At 72.2% G+C, this 17,702-nt stretch carries 16 protein-coding genes, 1 tRNA gene and 1 pseudogene; 10 read left to right on the top strand and 8 right to left on the bottom strand.

Going from position 1 to position 17,702, the window contains the following annotated elements; genetic code table 11:
- The 3 genes and pseudogenes from JWN97_RS07330 to JWN97_RS07340 all read left to right on the top strand — a co-directional run.
- Nucleotides 1–1,652, top strand: a pseudogene (locus JWN97_RS07330) (hypothetical protein); the annotation flags it as partial.
- Nucleotides 1,653–1,828: 176 nt separating this feature from the next.
- Complete coding sequence (locus JWN97_RS07335) at nucleotides 1,829–2,368, top strand: toxin-antitoxin system HicB family antitoxin (protein WP_297620682.1); 540 nt, start codon at nucleotides 1,829–1,831, stop codon at nucleotides 2,366–2,368.
- Nucleotides 2,369–2,468: 100 nt separating this feature from the next.
- Nucleotides 2,469–3,302, top strand: a complete 834-nt coding sequence (locus JWN97_RS07340; RefSeq protein ID WP_297620685.1) for a DUF4097 family beta strand repeat-containing protein — start codon at nucleotides 2,469–2,471, stop codon at nucleotides 3,300–3,302.
- A 166-nt stretch (nucleotides 3,303–3,468) separates the two neighbouring features.
- Here JWN97_RS07340 and JWN97_RS07345 read toward each other — a convergent pair whose 3' ends face one another.
- From JWN97_RS07345 to dcd, 6 genes are all read right to left on the bottom strand, one after another.
- Nucleotides 3,469–4,407 (bottom strand): siderophore-interacting protein, encoded by a 939-nt coding sequence (locus JWN97_RS07345; protein WP_297620688.1) that lies wholly within the window; start codon nucleotides 4,405–4,407, stop codon nucleotides 3,469–3,471.
- Nucleotides 4,404–5,252, bottom strand: coding sequence for an ABC transporter ATP-binding protein (locus tag JWN97_RS07350; RefSeq protein ID WP_297620691.1), 849 nt, complete (start codon nucleotides 5,250–5,252; stop codon nucleotides 4,404–4,406). Before JWN97_RS07350 ends, JWN97_RS07345 begins: the two co-directional genes overlap by 4 nt.
- Entirely contained in the window at nucleotides 5,249–6,313 is a 1,065-nt protein-coding gene (locus JWN97_RS07355; RefSeq protein ID WP_297620716.1) for an iron ABC transporter permease, read from the bottom strand. The genes JWN97_RS07350 and JWN97_RS07355 overlap by 4 nt, the downstream gene beginning before the upstream one ends.
- Nucleotides 6,310–7,344 (bottom strand): iron ABC transporter permease, encoded by a 1,035-nt coding sequence (locus tag JWN97_RS07360; RefSeq protein ID WP_297620719.1) that lies wholly within the window; start codon nucleotides 7,342–7,344, stop codon nucleotides 6,310–6,312. Before JWN97_RS07360 ends, JWN97_RS07355 begins: the two co-directional genes overlap by 4 nt.
- Nucleotides 7,341–8,378, bottom strand: a complete 1,038-nt coding sequence (locus JWN97_RS07365; protein WP_297620722.1) for an iron-siderophore ABC transporter substrate-binding protein — start codon at nucleotides 8,376–8,378, stop codon at nucleotides 7,341–7,343. Before JWN97_RS07365 ends, JWN97_RS07360 begins: the two co-directional genes overlap by 4 nt.
- Nucleotides 8,379–8,493: 115 nt before the next feature.
- Nucleotides 8,494–9,069: a dCTP deaminase gene (gene dcd, locus JWN97_RS07370; RefSeq protein ID WP_297620725.1), complete on the bottom strand. Its 576-nt coding sequence runs from the start codon at nucleotides 9,067–9,069 to the stop codon at nucleotides 8,494–8,496.
- Nucleotides 9,070–9,124: 55 nt separating this feature from the next.
- Here dcd and JWN97_RS07375 point away from each other — a divergent pair, with 55 nt between their 5' ends.
- The 6 genes from JWN97_RS07375 (at nucleotide 9,125) to JWN97_RS07400 (ending at nucleotide 13,845) form a co-directional block, all read left to right on the top strand.
- Nucleotides 9,125–9,886, top strand: coding sequence for an SGNH/GDSL hydrolase family protein (locus JWN97_RS07375; RefSeq protein WP_297620728.1), 762 nt, complete (start codon nucleotides 9,125–9,127; stop codon nucleotides 9,884–9,886).
- A 29-nt stretch (nucleotides 9,887–9,915) separates the two neighbouring features.
- Nucleotides 9,916–9,991, top strand: a tRNA-Gly gene (locus JWN97_RS07380).
- A 177-nt stretch (nucleotides 9,992–10,168) separates the two neighbouring features.
- A complete protein-coding gene (locus JWN97_RS07385) occupies nucleotides 10,169–11,395 on the top strand; it encodes a hypothetical protein (protein ID WP_297620731.1) in 1,227 nt (408 codons plus the stop codon).
- A 1-nt stretch (nucleotide 11,396) separates the two neighbouring features.
- Nucleotides 11,397–12,521, top strand: coding sequence for a hypothetical protein (locus JWN97_RS07390; protein ID WP_297620734.1), 1,125 nt, complete (start codon nucleotides 11,397–11,399; stop codon nucleotides 12,519–12,521).
- 1 nt (nucleotide 12,522) lies between these two features.
- Nucleotides 12,523–13,161 (top strand): DUF2461 domain-containing protein, encoded by a 639-nt coding sequence (locus JWN97_RS07395; RefSeq protein WP_297620737.1) that lies wholly within the window; start codon nucleotides 12,523–12,525, stop codon nucleotides 13,159–13,161.
- A gap of 147 nt (nucleotides 13,162–13,308) precedes the next feature.
- The gene (locus JWN97_RS07400) at nucleotides 13,309–13,845 is read left to right on the top strand and encodes a hypothetical protein (protein WP_297620739.1); all 537 of its coding nucleotides are present in this window, start codon (nucleotides 13,309–13,311) and stop codon (nucleotides 13,843–13,845) included.
- A gap of 27 nt (nucleotides 13,846–13,872) precedes the next feature.
- On the opposite strand, the gene JWN97_RS07405 is transcribed toward JWN97_RS07400, so the two are convergent.
- On the bottom strand, nucleotides 13,873–14,331 hold the full coding sequence (locus JWN97_RS07405; RefSeq protein ID WP_297620742.1) for an Rrf2 family transcriptional regulator: 459 nt from the start codon (nucleotides 14,329–14,331) through the stop codon (nucleotides 13,873–13,875).
- Between the two features lie 131 nt (nucleotides 14,332–14,462).
- A complete protein-coding gene (locus tag JWN97_RS07410; RefSeq protein WP_297620744.1) occupies nucleotides 14,463–15,362 on the bottom strand; it encodes a sulfite exporter TauE/SafE family protein in 900 nt (299 codons plus the stop codon).
- Nucleotides 15,363–15,604: 242 nt separating this feature from the next.
- On the opposite strand from JWN97_RS07410, the gene JWN97_RS07415 reads away from it, so the two are divergent.
- Complete coding sequence (locus JWN97_RS07415; protein WP_297620747.1) at nucleotides 15,605–17,479, top strand: acyl-CoA dehydrogenase; 1,875 nt, start codon at nucleotides 15,605–15,607, stop codon at nucleotides 17,477–17,479.
- Nucleotides 17,480–17,702: the final 223 nt, after the last annotated feature.

The following is a 17,702-nucleotide window of genomic DNA, read 5'->3' on the forward strand; positions in this document are numbered from 1 at the left end:
TGGGCTGCCCCTTCTGCCGCGTCATGCTCTCCGACGGCCTGACCGCCCAGCAGGCCGCGGGCGAGGCCCGCGAGGAGGTCGAGGTCCTCGACGTCGCGCAGATGCTGCTCGCGTCGGTGAAGGGCGAGCAGGCCACCAAGGCCGCACCCCGGTCGTCGGCCGTCGCCGCACCCGCGGCCGCCGCGGCCACGACCGACACGGACGTGGCCACCAAGGACGAGCCGGAGGCCGGTGACGTCACCGTCACCGAGGACACGGTCACCGAGACCGCCGACGCGGGTCCCGCCGCCAAGGCGTCGGGCGGGACGTCGCTCTTCGACACCCCCGCGCCCGAGCCGGCCGAGGCCGCGCCCGCTTCCGAGGCCGCGGAGGCAGCGCCCGCCGCCGAGGCCGAGCCCGTCGCGAAGGCTGCGGAGGCAGCGCCCGCCGCCGAGGCGGCCCCCGCCTCGAAGGCCACGACCGACCTGGGCAGCGGCGGGTCGCTCTTCGACCTCGGTACGCCGCCGGCCCCGGAGCCCGCGACCGAGACTCCTGCCGCGGCCGAGCCCGCCGTCGGCGGTGACCAGGCCACGGAGTCGACCACGGAGTCGACCGACGAGAAGGTGGCCGCCGCACCGCCCGCCGCCGACCTCGGTGGCGGCGGGTCGCTCTTCGACATCGCGGCCCCGGAGCCGACCACGCCGAAGGCCGCCGAGCCCGCGGCCCCGAAGGCCGAGCCGGCGCCCGAGCCCGAGGCGGAGGTCGAGGACGCTGCTGCCGAACCCGCCATCGAGGAGCCCGCGGCGGCAGAGCCGGAGCCCGCGCCCGTCGCCAGCGGGACGACCTCGACGCCGACCACCGGCACCGACCTGTCGAGCCTCGGCTCGCTGTTCGACCTCGAGGCCCCGGCCACCGAGCCGGCGCCCGCAGCCGCTGCCCCCGCGAGCACTCCCGAGGCACCCCCCGCCGAGGAGCCGTCGGCGCCTGCCGACGACCCGGAGACGGTGCTCGACGCCGACGACGAGCCCGAGGCCACGCCGGAGCCCGAGGCAGCGTCCGTCACCAGCGGTGGCCCAGCCACCGAACCGACCGAGGAGAAGGTGGCTGACACACCGCCCCCCAGCGGTACGACGTCCACCCCGGCCACCGACGTCGACCTCAGCAGCCTCGGCTCGCTGTTCGACATCACCGCTCCGGAGGTCGGGACGACCAGCACACCGGCGCCCGCCGCGGCAGAGCCGGAGCCGGAGCCCGAGCCCGAGCCGAGCGGTGATCCAGCCACCGAACCGACCGACGAGAAGGTGGCTGACGCACCGCCCGCCGAGGAGCCCGCGGCGGCATCGGCGCCGAGCGCTCCGCCGAGTGGTGCGGACCTGAGCCAGGCGGCGATCTTCGCCGACCCCGACGACTCGGCCCCGACGACGGCCGAGCCCGAGGCGCGGGAGGAAGAGCCGGCGCCGGAGGCAGAGGCAGAGGCAAAGCCGGACGACGTACCGGATGAGGAGCCCACGACCCAGGCCGAGCCAGAGGACGAGCCGGAGCCAGAGCCGGACGACGTACCGGACGACGAGCCGACGACCGAGGCCGAGAAGCCGGCGGGGACGAGCACGCCGGCCCACACCCCGCGTACGGACGTCGACATCAGCGGGACGGGTTCCCTCTTCGACCTCTGACTCCCGACCCCGGGATAGTCCGCTGCAGAAAGCTCTCAGCACACGCTCGGGACCAGCATTCTGCAGCGGACTATCGGGGGCGGGACGGCGGTTGACGTCATACCGGCGGCACCGTGACATCATTTGATGTCACGAAGGTGTTGACATGACATCACTGTGATGTCAGCATGGTGCACATGGACATCACCCCCTACGTCGACACCCTCCGTCGCGACCTGCTCGCGGCGGCGGAGGCCGGCAGCGACGAGCTCAAGCAGGCGGCCGAGCGGCTGACGTACGCCCTCGACCCCAGCGCCCGGCTGGCGCTGATGGAGGCCATCTCCCACGCCGCCGCCGAGATCACCGCGGAGCTGCCCGAGGGCAGCGTGGACGTCCGGCTGGTGGGTCGCGAGCTCGACTTCGTGGTCGAGATCGCCCCGCCGTCGGAGATGCCTGCTCCGCCCCCGCCGCCGGCGCCGCCCGTCCCCGAGGAGGAGGACGGCGACCTCGCCCGCATCACCCTCCGGATCCCGGAGGCCGTCAAGGCCCGGGCCGAGGAGAAGGCGGCCGCGGCCGGGCAGAGCCTCAACACCTGGATGGTCGGCGTCGTCCGCAACGCCACCAGCGAGCACTCCATCAACGTCGACATCGACCTCAGCAGCGTCCCCTTCGTGGGCTACGACCCCTTCGCCGCCAACCGGAAGCAGGGCAACCGCCGGATGACCGGCTGGCTCTGATCCACCGGGCCTGACGCGGCCCGTTCCCCACCGCGACACAGCGGACCGGCACCCGCCGGCCCGTCGGACGAGCACACCCCGAACCCGAACCGGAGACATCATGAGCAACCAGCTGGACAGGACCTTCCAGACCCCGGAGCCGATCGAGCTCTACGTCGAGAACGGCCGTGGCCTCGTCGACGTCACCGCCACCAGCACCACCGAGACGACCGTCCGCATCACCGGCGAGCGCGCCGAGGAGTACGACGTCCGCGACCTGGGCGACCGGATCGCGATCCTCGCCCCCAAGGGCTCGGGTGGCTTCTTCGGCAAGGATTCCCGCGCCGACATCGTCGTCGAGGTGCCGGTCACCAGCGCCCTGTCGGCCAAGGTCGGCAGCAGCGACGTGGTCACCCACGGCCGCTTCGACGACACCCGGATCGACTGCGGGTCCGGCGACGTGTCGCTCGACGTGGTCGACGGGTCGACCGTCGTGCAGTCGGGCTCCGGGGACGTGGCCGCCGAGCACCTGGCCGGCGACGCCCGGATCAAGTCCGGCTCCGGCGACATCCGCGTCACCCGGGCCGACTCGGACCTCCTCGTCACCACCGGCAGCGGCGACGTACGCGTCGAGGCCGCAGCCGGCGAGCTGGCCATCAAGACCGGCTCGGGCGACGCCCAGGTGGGTCTGCTGGCCGGCGAGGTGGTCTTCACCACCGGCTCGGGCGACCTGGTCGTCGGTGAGGCAGCCTCCGGGCGGATCACCGCCAAGACCGCGAGTGGCGACGTGCGCGTCGGCGTACGCCCCGGCACACCGGTGTGGACCGACGTCCGCACCGCGAGCGGCCGTCTCGCCTCCACCCTGCCCACCACGGGCGAGCCCGAGCCCGACCAGCCGTTCCTCGAGGTCCGTGCCACCACGGCCTCCGGCGACGTCACCCTCCACCAGGCCTGAATCCCCCACACGACACTCACAGGAAGGAGCACAGCCATGCACGACTCGTTCACCGACATCGAGCTCATCGCACGCCACCGCATCGCCGAGCGCGTGCGCTACTCCCCCCGCGCGCCCAAGCGCCGCTGAAGCACCACCGCACGAGGCGCCGCGGCCAGGACTCCGGTCAGGACCTCATCGCCACGCCGCGGCGCCAGTAGCCCATGAAGGCCACCCGGCTCCGGTCGAAGCCGAGCTCCTTGACGAGGTGCCGGCGCAGGCCGGTGACCACCTTCGACTCCCCCGCGATCCAGGCGTAGGTGCCTTCCGTGCCGCCCGTCTTGCCCGCGACCTCCTCGCCCGAGGAGGAGTAGTACGGCGTCTCCCACAGGTCGGGGTCCACCTCGTCGGGCGCCACCTCGACCCGCGCTCCCGGGATGCCCAGGTGCGCGACCACGGCGTCGTGCAGGCCCACGCCCAGCTCCTCGCCCTCGCGGGCCAGCCAGACGACGTCGACCCCCGCCGGTCGGCGGACCTCCTGCACGTCGCCCGCCGTCGGCACCTCGAGGAAGACGGTCCCCCGGGCGTCGTCGGGCAGCTGCTCGAGCACGGTGCAGACGGCTGGGACGGCGGTCTCGTCGCCGACCAGCAGCAGGTCGGCGCCGGGCGCAGGCGTGAACTCGATGCCGCCGTAGGGGAACCCGCGGCGCGGCGCCAGGACCACGATGCGATCACCCGGGGCCGCCTGCGCCGCCCACGTCGAGCCCGGTCCGACCAGGTCACCCTCGAGGTGCAGCACCATGTCGACCACGAAGGTCGTCTGCTCGCCCGATCCGCGGACGTCGCGGATCGTGTAGGTCCGCATGTGGCCGCGCTCGGCCGCGGGACGGTCGAGCCAGGTGGCCAGCCACGTCTCGTCGGCCCCCTCGGTCGAGGTCATGCCGCCGGTCACGGGGTCGGGGAGGACCAGCTTGATGCGCTGGTCCCAGCGCGGCCCGTCCACGCCGAAGTCGGCCAGGGCGGGGCCGCCCAGCTCGACGCGGACGAAGGTCGGGCCGAGCCGGCGTACGGAGACCACCTCGACGTCGGCGAGCAGCATGGGCAGGGCGGACGACGTCACGGTCATCGGTTCTCCTCGGGAGGGGTGGGAGCCGGTCGGCACCCGTGACGGCCCACGGGGATCACGAGCGGGGTGTGCGAGACCGGGTCGTCGATCACGCGGTTGTCGAGGCCGAAGACGGTCCGGACGACGTCCTCGGTCACCACCTCCCGCGGCGTGCCCTCGGCCACGATGCGGCCGGTGTGCAGCGCGACGAGGTGGTCGGCGTACCTCGCGGAGAGGTTGAGGTCGTGCAGGACCATCACGATGGTGGTGCCACGACTCACGTTGAGGTCGGCGAGCAGGTCGAGCATCTCGACCTGGTGGCTGACGTCGAGGTACGTCGTCGGCTCGTCGAGCAGGAGCAGGTCGGTCCCCTGGGCGAGCGCCATCGCGATCCACACCCGCTGGCGCTGGCCACCGGACAGCTCGTCGACCACCCGGTCGGCGAGCTCGAGGGTGTCGGTGAGCGTGAGCGCCTCCGCGACCGCCGCCTCGTCCGCGCTCGTCCACCGCCCGAACGCGCCGTGGTGCGGGTGACGGCCGCGGCCGACCAGGTCGGCGACGGTCACTCCTTCAGGAGTGATCGGGTTCTGCGGGAGCAGGCCCAGCGTGCGGGCGACGCGCTTGGTCGGCAGGCGGTGGATCGCCTCCCCGTCGAGCAGCACCGACCCCGAGCGGGGCTTGAGCAGCCGGGCCAGGCCGCGCAGCAAGGTGGACTTGCCGCAGGCGTTGGCACCGACGATGACGGTGATCCGGCCGGGCGGGATCCGCAGGTCGAGGTCGTGCACGACGGCGGTGTCGGCGTAGCCGAGCGTGAGGTCGCTGGCCTCCAGCCGCGCGGTCGCGGGATCGGTCGTGGTGGCGGTCATGCCGCCCTCCTTCCGGTGCGGCCGCGGGCGAGCAGCCAGAGCAAGAACGGTGCGCCGAAGGCGCCGGTGACGACGCCGACGGGCAGGTTGAGGTCGGTGAAGGCGTAGGCCCCGGCGTAGTCGCCGACCAGCACGATCACCGCGCCGACGAGGCCGGCCGCCGGCAATGTCGTACGACCGCCGTTGAGGGCGCGGGCGATGGGTCCCGACAGGAAGGCGACGAACGCCACGGGTCCGGCGGCGGCGACCCCGACGGCGACGAGGAGGACGGCGAGCAGCATCAGCAGCTCGGTCCGGCCACGCCCCACACCCAGGCCGGCAGCCGTGTCGTCCCCGAGCTCGGTGGCCTCCAGCGAGCGGGCGGCCCACGCGGTGGCCGGCAGCAGGACCCCCAGGGCCAGCGCCAGGAGGCCGATGGTCGACCAGGCGACTCCGTTGACGCTGCCGGTGAGCCAGCGCAGCACCAGCTGGACGTCCCACTCGTCGACGCGGGTGAAGACGTACTGGATGACCGACTGCATGGCGGCAGCCAGGCCGATGCCGGCCAGCACCAGGCGGAAGCCCCCGTGGTCGCCGGCGACGGCGCGGACCGTCAGCGCGACGCCGAGGGCGCCCAGGATCGCGGCCACCGAGACCGGCCAGCCGGTCCAGCCGGCCAGCGCGATCGCCGACACCGCCGCCGCGCTCGCCCCGAGGCTCACCCCGACGATGTCCGGGCTGGCGAGCGGGTTGCGCAGCGTGGTCTGGAAGATCGCCCCGCCGATGCCGAAGGACAGGCCGACGAGCACGCCGAGCACCGCCCGCGGCAGCTTGGACTCCAGGACGATGTAGGTCGCCCCGGGGATCTGCTCGCCGCCGAGGATGCGGACGAAGTCGGGCACGGTGACCGTGTAGTCGCCCAGCAGCACGCGGGCCGCGAAGGCTCCGACCACGGCGAGGACGAGGCCCGCCAGCAGCCGGCGGTGGTGCCGCACCGGCGCGCGACGGGCACGGCGTACGACGTCGGCGGCGGCCACGAGCCGCCGGTCGGTGGCCGCGGGACGGTCGAGGAGCTGCGTCACAGCGCCCTCCCCGTGCGGCGGATCAGGGCGAGGAAGACGGGCACCCCGATGACGGCGGCCATGATCCCGACCTGCACCTCCGAGGGCGGCAGGACGATGCGCCCGACGGTGTCGGCGACGACGACCAGCGCCGCGCCGCCGAGCATCGAGAACGGCAGCACCCGCGCGTGGTCGGGTCCGACGAGGCCGCGGACGACGTGGGGCACGACGAGCCCGACGAAGGCGATCGGGCCGGCGAGGGCGGTCGCCGTCCCGGCGAGCAGCACGATGGCGAGGGCGACGACGAGCCGGTCACGCGTCGTACGACGACCCAGTCCGCGGGCCAGGTCCTCGCCCAGCGCCAGGGTGTTGAGCAGCCGCGCTCCGGCCAGCGCGAGGAGCGCCCCGACGACGAGGAACGGCAGCCCGGCGAGGAGGACGTCGAAGCCGCGGCCCCCGATCGTGCCGACCTGCCAGAAGCGGAAGGACTCCATGGTCTTGCGGTCGGCCAGCAGCAGGCCGGTGGTCCAGCTCGCGAGGCCGGCACTCAGTGCCGCACCGGTGATGGCGAGCTTCATCGGCGTCGCGCCGTCGCGACCGAGGGAGGCGAGAGCGTGGACGACGAGGGCCGCGGCGGCCGCGCCCACGAAGGCCACCGGCAGGAACTGGCCCATGCCGGTGAGGCCGAAGGTCGTCATCCCGACGACCATCGCGAAGGTCGCGCCCGCGTTGACGCCGAGGATGCCGGGATCGGCGAGCGGGTTGCGGGTCAGGCCCTGCATCAGGGCCCCCGCGAGGGCGAGCGCCGCGCCGACGGCGAAGCCGAGCACCGTGCGCTCGAAGCGCGCCTCCACGATCGCGCGCATCGGATGTCCCGCGTCCCACACCGCGCTCGGCGACACCGGGCGGGCGCCGACGAGCACGGAGAGGACGGCGGCGCCGGCCAGCACCGCAACCGCAATCGCAGCGCTGACCGGCAGTGCGAGCCGAGGCCGCGGGCCTCCCCCCGGGCGACCCCCGACCTCCACCCGCGTCTGGGCGAGGGCGCTCATGCGCCTTCGATGGCCTTCACGACGTGCGGGAGGAAGTCGCTGATGATGACCGGGATCGACAGGGGTGTCGGGTTGGTCGACGCCATGGCGTTCTGCTTGTCCGTCTCGGCGTACCAGTGGCCGTCGGCGACCGCCGGGATCTTGCCCACGAGCTTGTCGCCCTCGATCGTCGCCACGCTGTCGGCCGAGTCGACCCACGTGAGGAAGACGTCCGAGTCGAGCTCGGCGGCCTTCTCGGCCGAGACCGTGCCGTAGAACTCGCCCGGCTTGATCGCGTCGGCGACCGCCGGGGCGTCGACCATGCCGAAGTCGCGCAGGATGGAGACCCGCGGGTCCTCCGGGGCGTACATGCCGATGGTGGAGAGGTCCGTCGCAGCGAGGTAGCCGTAGATCAGCTCGGCCCCCTGGAGCTCCGGGTTGTCGGCCTTGGCCTGCTCGATCGTGGCCTCGGTGTCTGCCGCGACCTCCTCGGCGAGCGTCGTACGACCCAGGGCCTCGCCGATCATCGCCAGCGAGGTCTGCCAGTCGGTGGTCCACGGCGCCTCCGGGTAGGCGACGACGGGTGCGATCTTGGAGAGCTTGGCGTACTCCGCCTCGGTGATCCCGGAGTTGGTCGCCAGGATCAGGTCGGGGGCGAGCTCGGCGACCTCGTCGATGGGCGCGCCGTCCGCGTCGTCGTACCTCACGGGCGCCTCGGCGCCGGCCTCCTCGACGGCGGCGTCGAACCAGTCGGTCGAGCCGGCCTCGTTGCCGCCCCACGTGATCTTGGTGGCGCCGACCGGGACGACCCCGAGCGCGATCGCGTTGTCGTGGTCCGTCCAGCCGAGCGTGGCCACGCGGGTGGGCTCGGACTCGATGGTGGTCTCGCCGAGGGCGTGCTCGATCGTCACGGGGAAGGCGTCCGCGTCGGCCGTGGTGGTCGCCGTCGGCTCGGCGGCCGAGTCGGTGGCGCTGGTGGATCCGGTGCTGCAGCCGGTGAGGGCGGCGACCAGGAGGGCGGCCGCGGCCAGGGGCGCGGCGATGGTTCGCGTCATCAGAACTCCGTTGACCAGTGGTGAGGGTTGCCTAACTTAGGACAGCCTAACCACACTTGTTCGGTTTTCGACACCGCGCCGCTGCATCGATCCGCGATGTGGGACCTGCGACGCCTCAGATCGACGTGCGGTGGAAGTTCTGGAACGAGCGGCTCGGGGTGGGGCCGCGCTGGCCCTGATAGCGGGAGCCGTACGTGTCGGAGCCGTAGGGGTGCTCGCTCGGCGAGGAGAGCCGGAAGAAGCAGAACTGGCCGATCTTCATCCCGGGGTAGAGCTTGATCGGCAAGGTGGCGACGTTGGCCAGCTCGAGGGTGACGTGCCCGGAGAAGCCGGGGTCGACGAAGCCGGCGGTGGCGTGCGTCAGCAGGCCGAGGCGCCCCAGCGACGACTTGCCCTCGACGCGCGCGGCGACGTCGTCGGGCAGCGTGACGGCCTCGTAGGTCGACCCCAGCACGAACTCCCCGGGGTGCAGGATGAACGGCTCGTCGCCCTCGGGCTCCACCTCGCGGGTCAGCTCGGACTGGTCGGCCGCCGGGTCGATGTGGGGGTAGCGATGGTTCTCGAAGACCCGGAAGAACCGGTCGAGGCGGACGTCGATGCTCGAGGGCTGCATCATCTGCGGATCCCACGGGTCGAGGGCGATCCGGCCGAGGTCGATCTCGTGGGCGATGTCGCGATCAGAGAGCAGCACGGCAGCAACCTAGCCTCAGTTTCTGCCCTGTGGCGGGGGTCGCCACAATGGATCGGTGACCTTCCACCGTTACGTCGCCCTGGGCGACTCCTTCACCGAGGGCGTCGGCGACCCCGACCCCGCGCGCCCCAACGGCCTGCGCGGCTGGGCCGACCGCGTCGCCGACGTGCTCGCCCAGCAGACCGACGACTTCGGCTACGCCAACCTCGCCATCCGGGGCCGCAAGCTCGCCCCCATCGTCGCCGAGCAGGTCGGCGCCGCCGTCGCGCTCGAGCCGGACCTCGTCACGATCCACGGCGGCGGCAACGACGTACTCCGTCCCCGCGTCGACCTCGACGCCCTCGCACAGACGTACGACGACGCCATCGCGCGCCTGTCGGCCACTGGCGCGAAGGTCGTGATGTTCACGATCTTCGACCCGGGCGGCAAGGGGATCTACGGCCCGGTGCGCGGCCGGATGGCGATCTTCAACGAGTGGGTCCGCGAGATCGCCGACCGCCACGACGCGACCGTCGTCGACATGTGGCGGATGCGCGACATCGAGATCGCCGGCGTCATGGACACCGACCGGATGCACCTCAACAGCCACGGCCACACCCACATGGCCCACGCCGTCCTCGAGGCGATCGGCGTCGAGCACGCGCTGGAGCCGGTCACGGTGCCGCCGCTGGCGCCGCTCGCCCGCCGCGAGCAGTGGGCCGCCAACGCCCGGTGGACCCGCGAGTTCCTCGTGCCGTGGGTGCACCGCCGGATCACGGGACGCTCCTCGGGTGACACCGTCTCCCCGAAGCGACCCGGTCTGTCGCGCGTCAGGTAGCATTCGGGCCGCCGTTGCAGGACGGCACTGCGGATGTAGCTCAGCTGGTAGAGCGCGACCTTCCCAAGGTCGATGTCGCGAGTTCGAATCTCGTCATCCGCTCCAGGTTCCCCCGATAGTCCGCATCAAAGAGCTCCTCGCTCGGCCAGGTCGAGGAGTCAATTGATGCGGACTATCTCCGTTGGGGGTCACCGGCGGGTGGTGCCACTGGGGAACTTGCGCCTTCTGGGGCCACAGAGGACAGTGGGACGCCAGTTGCTCTCGGCTCGAAGGTCCTTCCCCATGCCTGCTCTTCCCCGCATCCCCCGCCTCCTCGCCCACCGCATCGCGGGCGAGGACCCGTCCCGCCCGCTGTGGCGCCACCCCGCCAGCATCGCCGCCGCGGCCCTCGCGCTCACGCTCGGCGCGGTCCCGCTCCTGCCCGACGGCCAGGACGACCGGGGCGCGATCGCCCCGTCGGCCGGCCAGACGCAGGCCCCCGGCAGCGCCACCGGCCGGGGCCGGGTGACACCAGCGATGCAGGCCGAGATCGACCGCGTGCTGGCCGAGGGCGCGAGCCTCGACCGCGCCCAGGGACGTACGGCGCTCGCGCGCGCCGCGGTCCGGTGCGCGACCTTCGACGGCCAGCGCTACTGCCTCGGCTTCGGCTGGACCAACCAGTCCCGCGAGGCCCTCACCGCCCGGCTCGAGACCCGCCCGACCTCGCGGCGCACCGAGAGCACCGGGGACCTCGACGCCGACGGGCTCCTGGCCCGCGCCAGCAGCCGCAGCTCCGTCGCCCGCACCGAGGCCGAGCGCGCGGAGCTCACCCTCGCCGCCCAGTCGGTCGGCAAGGTCTGGATGCTGCGCCACGAGATCCAGGGCGTCGAGCTGCCCGCCGACTTCGTCGAGCGCCACCCGGAGGTCACGGGTGCCGATGCCCGCGGCGGCCTCGGAGGGTCGTACCCGACCCGGTCCAAGATCCTCACCAGCAAGGTCGCCCAGGCGCAGAACCAGACCTGGTGGTGCGGGCCGGCGACCATGCAGGCCATCGGGTGGTCAGCGTCCGGCAAGCGCCAGAACCAGTCCTACTGGGCGCGCCGCCTCGGCACCACCTCCGCCGGCACCGCGATCACCGACATGGTCCGGGTCGTGAACAACAAGACGGACTACGACGACAAGGCGCACGCCGGCCCCTACGTCGTGCTGGACGTCAGCGACTTCACCTTCAAGCAGTGGTACCGCCTGATGATGCGCCACATCCACGACTACCAGGCGCCCGTCGTCCTCCACCCGGTGCTGGTCAAGCAGTTCTACCCCTACCTCGACGACGACGCCTCCGGTCACTTCCAGGTCGGCCGCGGCTTCGACCAGGACCCCGACGGCAACCGCAAGATCGGCTACTTCGAGCCGTGGGACCAGTCGCGCTTCGACCCGAGCGAGCCGGCCATCGACCGCGTCCAGTGGCGCAACGCCTACAAGTCCTACCGCGCCAACCTCGAGCACTTCCAGCACAACCTCGGGGTCTGAGGTGAGGATCCGTACGACGATCGCGCTGGCGCTGCTGGTCACGCTGGCCGGCTGCGGGACCGACGACCCGGCCCCCGCACCCGGCACCGACGAGCCGTCGAGAAGCGCCAGCACGCCGACCGACGATCCGACCAGCGAGCCGGCGAGCGAGGCGCATGCCGGCGGCACCATCGACGCGCCCGCGGTCGTCGAGCCCACGCCCGCCCTGCTCGAGTGGGCCGACACCGGCGTCGAGGCCGGCACCCGCTACGTCAAGGGTCCCGAGTGGGAGGCCCTCGGCGACGAGGGCAACACGACGGTCGACCTGGCCCGGGACGGCGACAGCGTGAGCATCGCGGCCGGCGGAGGCCGCATCCTGTCCGAGGTCCTGATGAGCACCGACTGGGCGGTGGTCGTCAGGCAGGACAAGGCGGAGACCGCACCCAGCGAGGTCGCGGTGGTCGACCTCGCGACGGGCGAGCAGGGGAAGCTCGCCGGACCGCCCGCCGCCAGCGGCGGCTCGTGGGCCCTCACCGGCGGCGACCTCTACTACCCGACGTACGGCGACGACCGTGCCTACTGCCTGGCCACCAGCGCCCTCGCCGACAGCAACGGCGAGGACGGCTGGTGCGCGCCGGCTCGCTCGGGCTTCTCCGGCCTCACCGCCGGCGAGCACGGTGTCGGCATCATGACCTTCGACGACGCGCGCCCGGTCGCCTGCCGCACGGTCAACCTCCTCGACGGTAGTGGCGTGCCGCAGCCGATCGAGGGGCCGGCCCCCTGCACGGCATGGGACGTCGCTGCCACGGCCGACGGCGCGGTCTGGTCCGACGTGCGCAAGCCGCGGCGCCAGGAGGAGGCGCACTTCTACGCCTCCGCGGACGGCACCTACTTCGACCTCGGGCCCGGCACCACCGGCACCGCAGTCCCCTGCGGCGACTCGGTCTTCTTCGTCCGCGACCCGCAGGCGGACGACGAGCCGGCCCGCCTCCTGCGCTGGACCCCGGACCACACCCTCGAGGTGGCCTACGAGTCCGCGTCGGCGGGCAACGCCTTCCTCGGCGAACCCGCCTGCGGCGGCGGCGTGCTCACGCTCTCCTCCTTCGGGGAGCAGGGCGACGAGCTGGTGTCGGCTAACGTCGGCTGACGTGAGCTTCACCGGATTCCCCGTCGCCGCCCTCGACTTCTACGACGACCTCGAGATGGACAACACGAAGTCCTTCTGGGAGGCCCACAAGCCCGTCTGGAAGGAGTCGGTCGAGGCGCCCATGAAGGCGCTCGTGGCCGCCCTGGAGCCGGAGTTCGGCCCGGCCAAGGTGTTCCGTCCCTACCGCGACGTGCGCTTCGCCAAGGACAAGACGCCCTACAAGACCCACCAGGGCGCGTACGTCGGCGCCGGGCCGTCGACCGGGTGGTACGTCGAGATCTCCGCACGCGGCACCCGCGTCGGGGGTGGGTTCTACGACGCCGACGGCCCGCGCCTGTCGGCGATCCGCGAGGCGATGGCCGAGGAGAAGTCCGGCAAGGCGCTCGAGCGGCTGCTCAAGCGGCTCGAGAAGGACGGCTTCGAGATCGGCGGCGACCGGCTCAAGACCTCGCCGCGGGGCTACGACGCCGACCACCCACGGATCCACCTGCTGCGCTGCAAGCAGCTCATCGCCAACAAGTCCTACGGCTTCGAGTCCGACGCCATCGACGCCGGTCTCCTCGACCGGGTCCGCGAGGACTGGAAGGCCCTGCGCCCGCTCATCAGCTGGCTGCGCGCGGTCACGGTCGACCCGACCTAGTCGAACCTGGTCGAAGCCCACACGACGTCGCCGCACCTGCTGAGACGCACTCAACCACCCTCGGCGTCACAACGTCCGGGGTAAGGATTCGGGAAGAGGTCGCCCTGATTTCACGTGCCCGACGCCGGCCGCGGCGAGGCTGGCGCCATGGCCAAGAGACTGTTCCTCCTTCACATCGGTCCCGACCCGGTGGACGTCTCGGCGATGACCGAGGCCCTGGCGCTCGGCCGGGTCGCCGTCCCGGACACCGACGCCGACACGTGGGCCCGCGCCGGCATCGAGATCCGCCGCACCCACAAGGCCGCCGGCCTCAAGCGCGCGCAGGTCGAGGGTGCCTGGGCGAAGGTGTGCCGACGGGCGCACAAGGCCAAGGCGGACTGCTTCGTCAGCGTCCCGGCGTTCTTCGACGCGACGCCGGAGCAGGCGGCGCTCGCGCTCGACCAGCTCGCCGGCTTCAAGGTCGTGCTGGTCGTCACGAGCGGCTTCGACGTCCACCCGCCGGCTGCGTGGCTGTCATTGGTCAAGGACGGCCGTACGCACGTGCTCCCCTCGCAGCTCCCCGACGCGCAGCTCGCGGCACAGGTCGCGCGCATCGCGCTGATGGAGGAGGAGGCGCGCCTCGACAAGCGGCTCGCGAAGATCGGCAGGCGTCGCAAGCTGGTCAACCGCAGGCTGGCCGCCTGAGCGTGAAGACTCGCTCCGCTCGCGCGGTCAGTGGGGCTGCCAGGCGTCCTCGTCCTCGGTGAGGGCGGCGACGCCCTTCGGCAGCTTGCCGTCGGCGAGGTCCTGGATGGTGACCTGCTCGAACACCAGCCGCAGGGAGCTCCGCGCGGCGATCCACACGTGCTGGAGGACCTGCGCCGAGTCGTCGTACTCGACCGACTCGGGGCGCAGGCCGTAGACCGACACCAGGGGGCCGTCCACGGCGCGGATCACGTCGGCGACGGTGACCGTCTCCGGCCTGCGCGCGAAGCGCCACCCACCGGACTGGCCCCGCTGCGAGACCACGATGTCGGCACGACGGAGGTCGGCGAGGATGGCCTGGAGGAAGCCGTGGGGGATGCCCTGGGCCTTGCCGAGCTGCTCGGCGCTCACGGCCGTGCCATCGGTGCGCACCGCGATCTCGATCAGGGCCCGCAGGGCATAGTCGGCTTTGGCGGATACGCGCATGAGTGCAGTTTGTCAGATATGTCGGCAGAGTCAGTGGTGCATGGGCCACGTGCCGCCCACGAGCACGTACGCCGCCACCCCCGCGCGGTGCGGGAGGGACGGCGTACGACGTCGGGCCGGAGCGTCGTGGGTCAGGCGGAGGCCGGCTCGAGCTCGCGCTCGTCGACGACGGCGCGGGAGAGGCGCTCCTGCTTGACGGCCCAGACGATGCCGGTGACCCACAGGACGAAGACCACCGCGGCGATGGCGGCCACGCCGATCCCCGGGACCCCGACGGCCTCGAGCAGGGTCTTGGAGTTGGTCAGGATGATCAGGCCACCGGCGGCCACGCCGAGGACGCGGGCGGCGAGGTGCTTGACCAGCCACGCGGCGATCGGGGCGGCGACCACACCACCGGCGAGCAGTGCGCCGGCGTAGCCCCAGTTGATGTTGGCGGCACCGAGGCCGAAGAGGAAGCCGAGCGAGCCGCCGACGGCGACCACGAACTCGGAGGTGTCGATCGAGCCGACGACCTTGCGGGGCTCGAGCCGGCCGCTGGAGAGCAGCGACGTGGTGCCGACCGGGCCCCAGCCGCCGCCACCGACGGCGTCGAGGCAGCCGGCGACCAGGCCCATCGGGGCGAGGAAGCCGGCCGAGGGGCGGGCCTTGAAGGTGGGGCGGGCGCCGCCGAGGCGCAGGAAGCGGTAGACCACGTAGACGCCGAGGCTCAGCAGGATCACCGCGACGACGGGCTTGGCGACCGCGGCGTCCAGGTTGGAGAGCAGGGTGGCGCCGATGAAGGCGCCGACGAAGCCGGGCAGCGCCAGGATCGAGACGGTGCGCCAGTCGACGTTGCCGAGCTTGTGGTGCGAGAAGCCGGAGACCAGCGAGGTGCCGATCTCGGAGAAGTGCACCGCGGCCGAGGCGGCGGCCGGTGCCACGCCGACCGCCAGCAGGAGGGTCGAGGACGTCACGCCGTAGGCCATGCCCAGGGATCCGTCGATGAGCTGGGCGATGAGGCCCACGACACCGAGAACGATGAGCTTGCGCATGCGCAGGCTCCTTTCAGGCTAGGTCACGTACAAGGTCGCGCGACTGTGGTTTGTCGGGTGAAAGACTAGACATACTCGCGGTGATAGACAAATCCGTCAGCCCGCCCGGCGAGTCCGGCATGCGTCTGTGACCGGCGACATCCGGAGTTCGTGTTGCGCGAGGCGCGGTCGCGAGGCATCATTTGTTACTGGCGAGTAGCCCACGCACTCGCCCCAGACCCGCAACGGAACAGGTGGAAGCCGTGAGCCACTACAAGACCAACCTCCGCGACATCGAGTTCAACCTCTTCGAGGTGCTCGGGCGGGACGAGGTGCTCGGCACCGGTCCCTTCGGCGAGATCGACGGCGAGAGCGCGCGCGAGATCCTGCGCGAGGTCGAGCGCCTCTCCCGCGAGGACCTCGCGTCGTCCTACGAGGAGAGCGACCGCAACCCGCCGGTCTTCGATCCCGCGACCCACACGGCCCCGGTGAGCCCGGCCTTCAAGGCCTCCTACCAGGCCTGGATGGACTCCGAGTTCTGGCGCCTGCAGGTCTTCGAGGAGATGGGCGGCACGCCCGCGCCCTCCTCGCTGATCTGGGCGATCGGCGAGATGGTGCTCGGCGCCAACGCGCCGGTCTGGATGTACGCCGCGGGTCCCGCGTTCGCCAACGTGGTGCACCGCAACGGCAACGACCGCGACAAGCAGGTCGCCCAGTACATGGTCGACCGCCAGTGGGGCTGCACCATGGTCCTCACCGAGCCCGACGCCGGCTCCGACGTGGGTGCCGGCCGCGCCAAGGCCGTCGCCAACGACGACGGCTCGTGGAACATCACGGGGGTCAAGCGCTTCATCACCAGCGCGACCCACGACATGAGCGAGAACATCATGCACCTCGTGCTCGCGCGCCCCGAGGGCGTCGAGGGCGCGGGCGGCCCGGGCACCAAGGGCCTGTCGCTCTTCTGGATGCCCGAACAGCACTTCGACCTCGAGACCGGCGAGCTGACCGGCGAGCGCAATGGCGTCTACGTCACCAACGTCGAGCACAAGATGGGCATCAAGGTCTCCAACACCTGCGAGGTCACCTTCGGCGACCCGCAGGTCGGCGGCGGCGAGCCGGCCAAGGGCTGGCTCCTCGGCGAGGTCCACGACGGCATCGCGCAGATGTTCCAGGTCATCGAGAACGCCCGGATGATGGTCGGCACGAAGGCCATCGCCACCCTGTCGACCGGCTACCTCAACGCCCTCGACTACGCCAAGGAGCGGGTCCAGGGCGCCGACCTCACCCAGGCCGCCGACAAGACGGCGCCTCGCGTGACGATCACCCACCACCCCGACGTACGCCGGTCGCTGATGACGCAGAAGTCCTTCGCCGAGGCGATGCGCGCGCTGGTGCTCTACACCGCCACCTGGCAGGACCAGGTGATGGTCGCCGAGCACGAGGGCACCACGGACACCGACGAGGCGCGCCTGGCCGCGGCCGTCAACGACCTGCTCCTGCCGATCGTCAAGGGCTACGGCTCCGAGCGCTCCTGGGTGCTCCTGGGCACCGAGTCGCTGCAGACCTTCGGCGGCTCCGGCTTCCTGCAGGAGTACCCGATCGAGCAGTACGTCCGCGACGCCAAGATCGACACCCTCTACGAGGGCACGACCGCGATCCAGGGCCAGGACTTCTTCTTCCGCAAGATCGTCAAGGACCAGGGCAGGGCGCTGGGCCACCTGGCGAAGGAGATCGAGGGCTTCGTCGCCTCCGAGGCCGGCAACGGTCGCCTCAAGAACGAGCGGGCCCTGCTCGCCACCGCGCTCGAGGACGCCAACGCCATCGTCGGTCACATGATCAACGACCTGATGTCGTCGGCCGACGAGCTGCGCAACATCTACAAGGTGGGGCTCAACACCTCCCGCCTGCTGATGGTGCTCGGCGACGTCGTCTGCGCCTGGCTGCTGCTCCGCCAGGCCGACGTGGCCCTGGGCAAGCTCGCCGGCGAGGTGTCGGAGAAGGACCAGACGTTCTACGCCGGCAAGGTCGCGGCCGCGCAGTTCTTCGCCCAGACCAACCTGCCGAAGGTCAGCGCCGAGCGCGCCATCGCCGAGTCGATCGACCTCGACCTGATGGACCTCGACGAGGCGTCCTTCTGATCCGTCCTGATCCGTCGCACCCCGGAGCCGGCGCTCGATCGCGGTAACGGGTCGTTCCTCGCACTCCCGCCCCCACCAGTGGGGGCGGGAGTGCGCGTTCGGTGCAGTTGCCCGGGGTTCGGGTCAGGTGCGGGGCAGGTGCGGGGCGGAGCGCGTGCAGATGACAGGTGTCACGGCGAGGTCGTGACACCGGTGCCGGGCACCGCCCGCCCGCCGCCGACAG

Origin of the sequence: Nocardioides sp., from assembly GCF_025965415.1 — a bacterium.
Taxonomy (GTDB): Bacteria; Actinomycetota; Actinomycetes; order Propionibacteriales; family Nocardioidaceae; genus Nocardioides.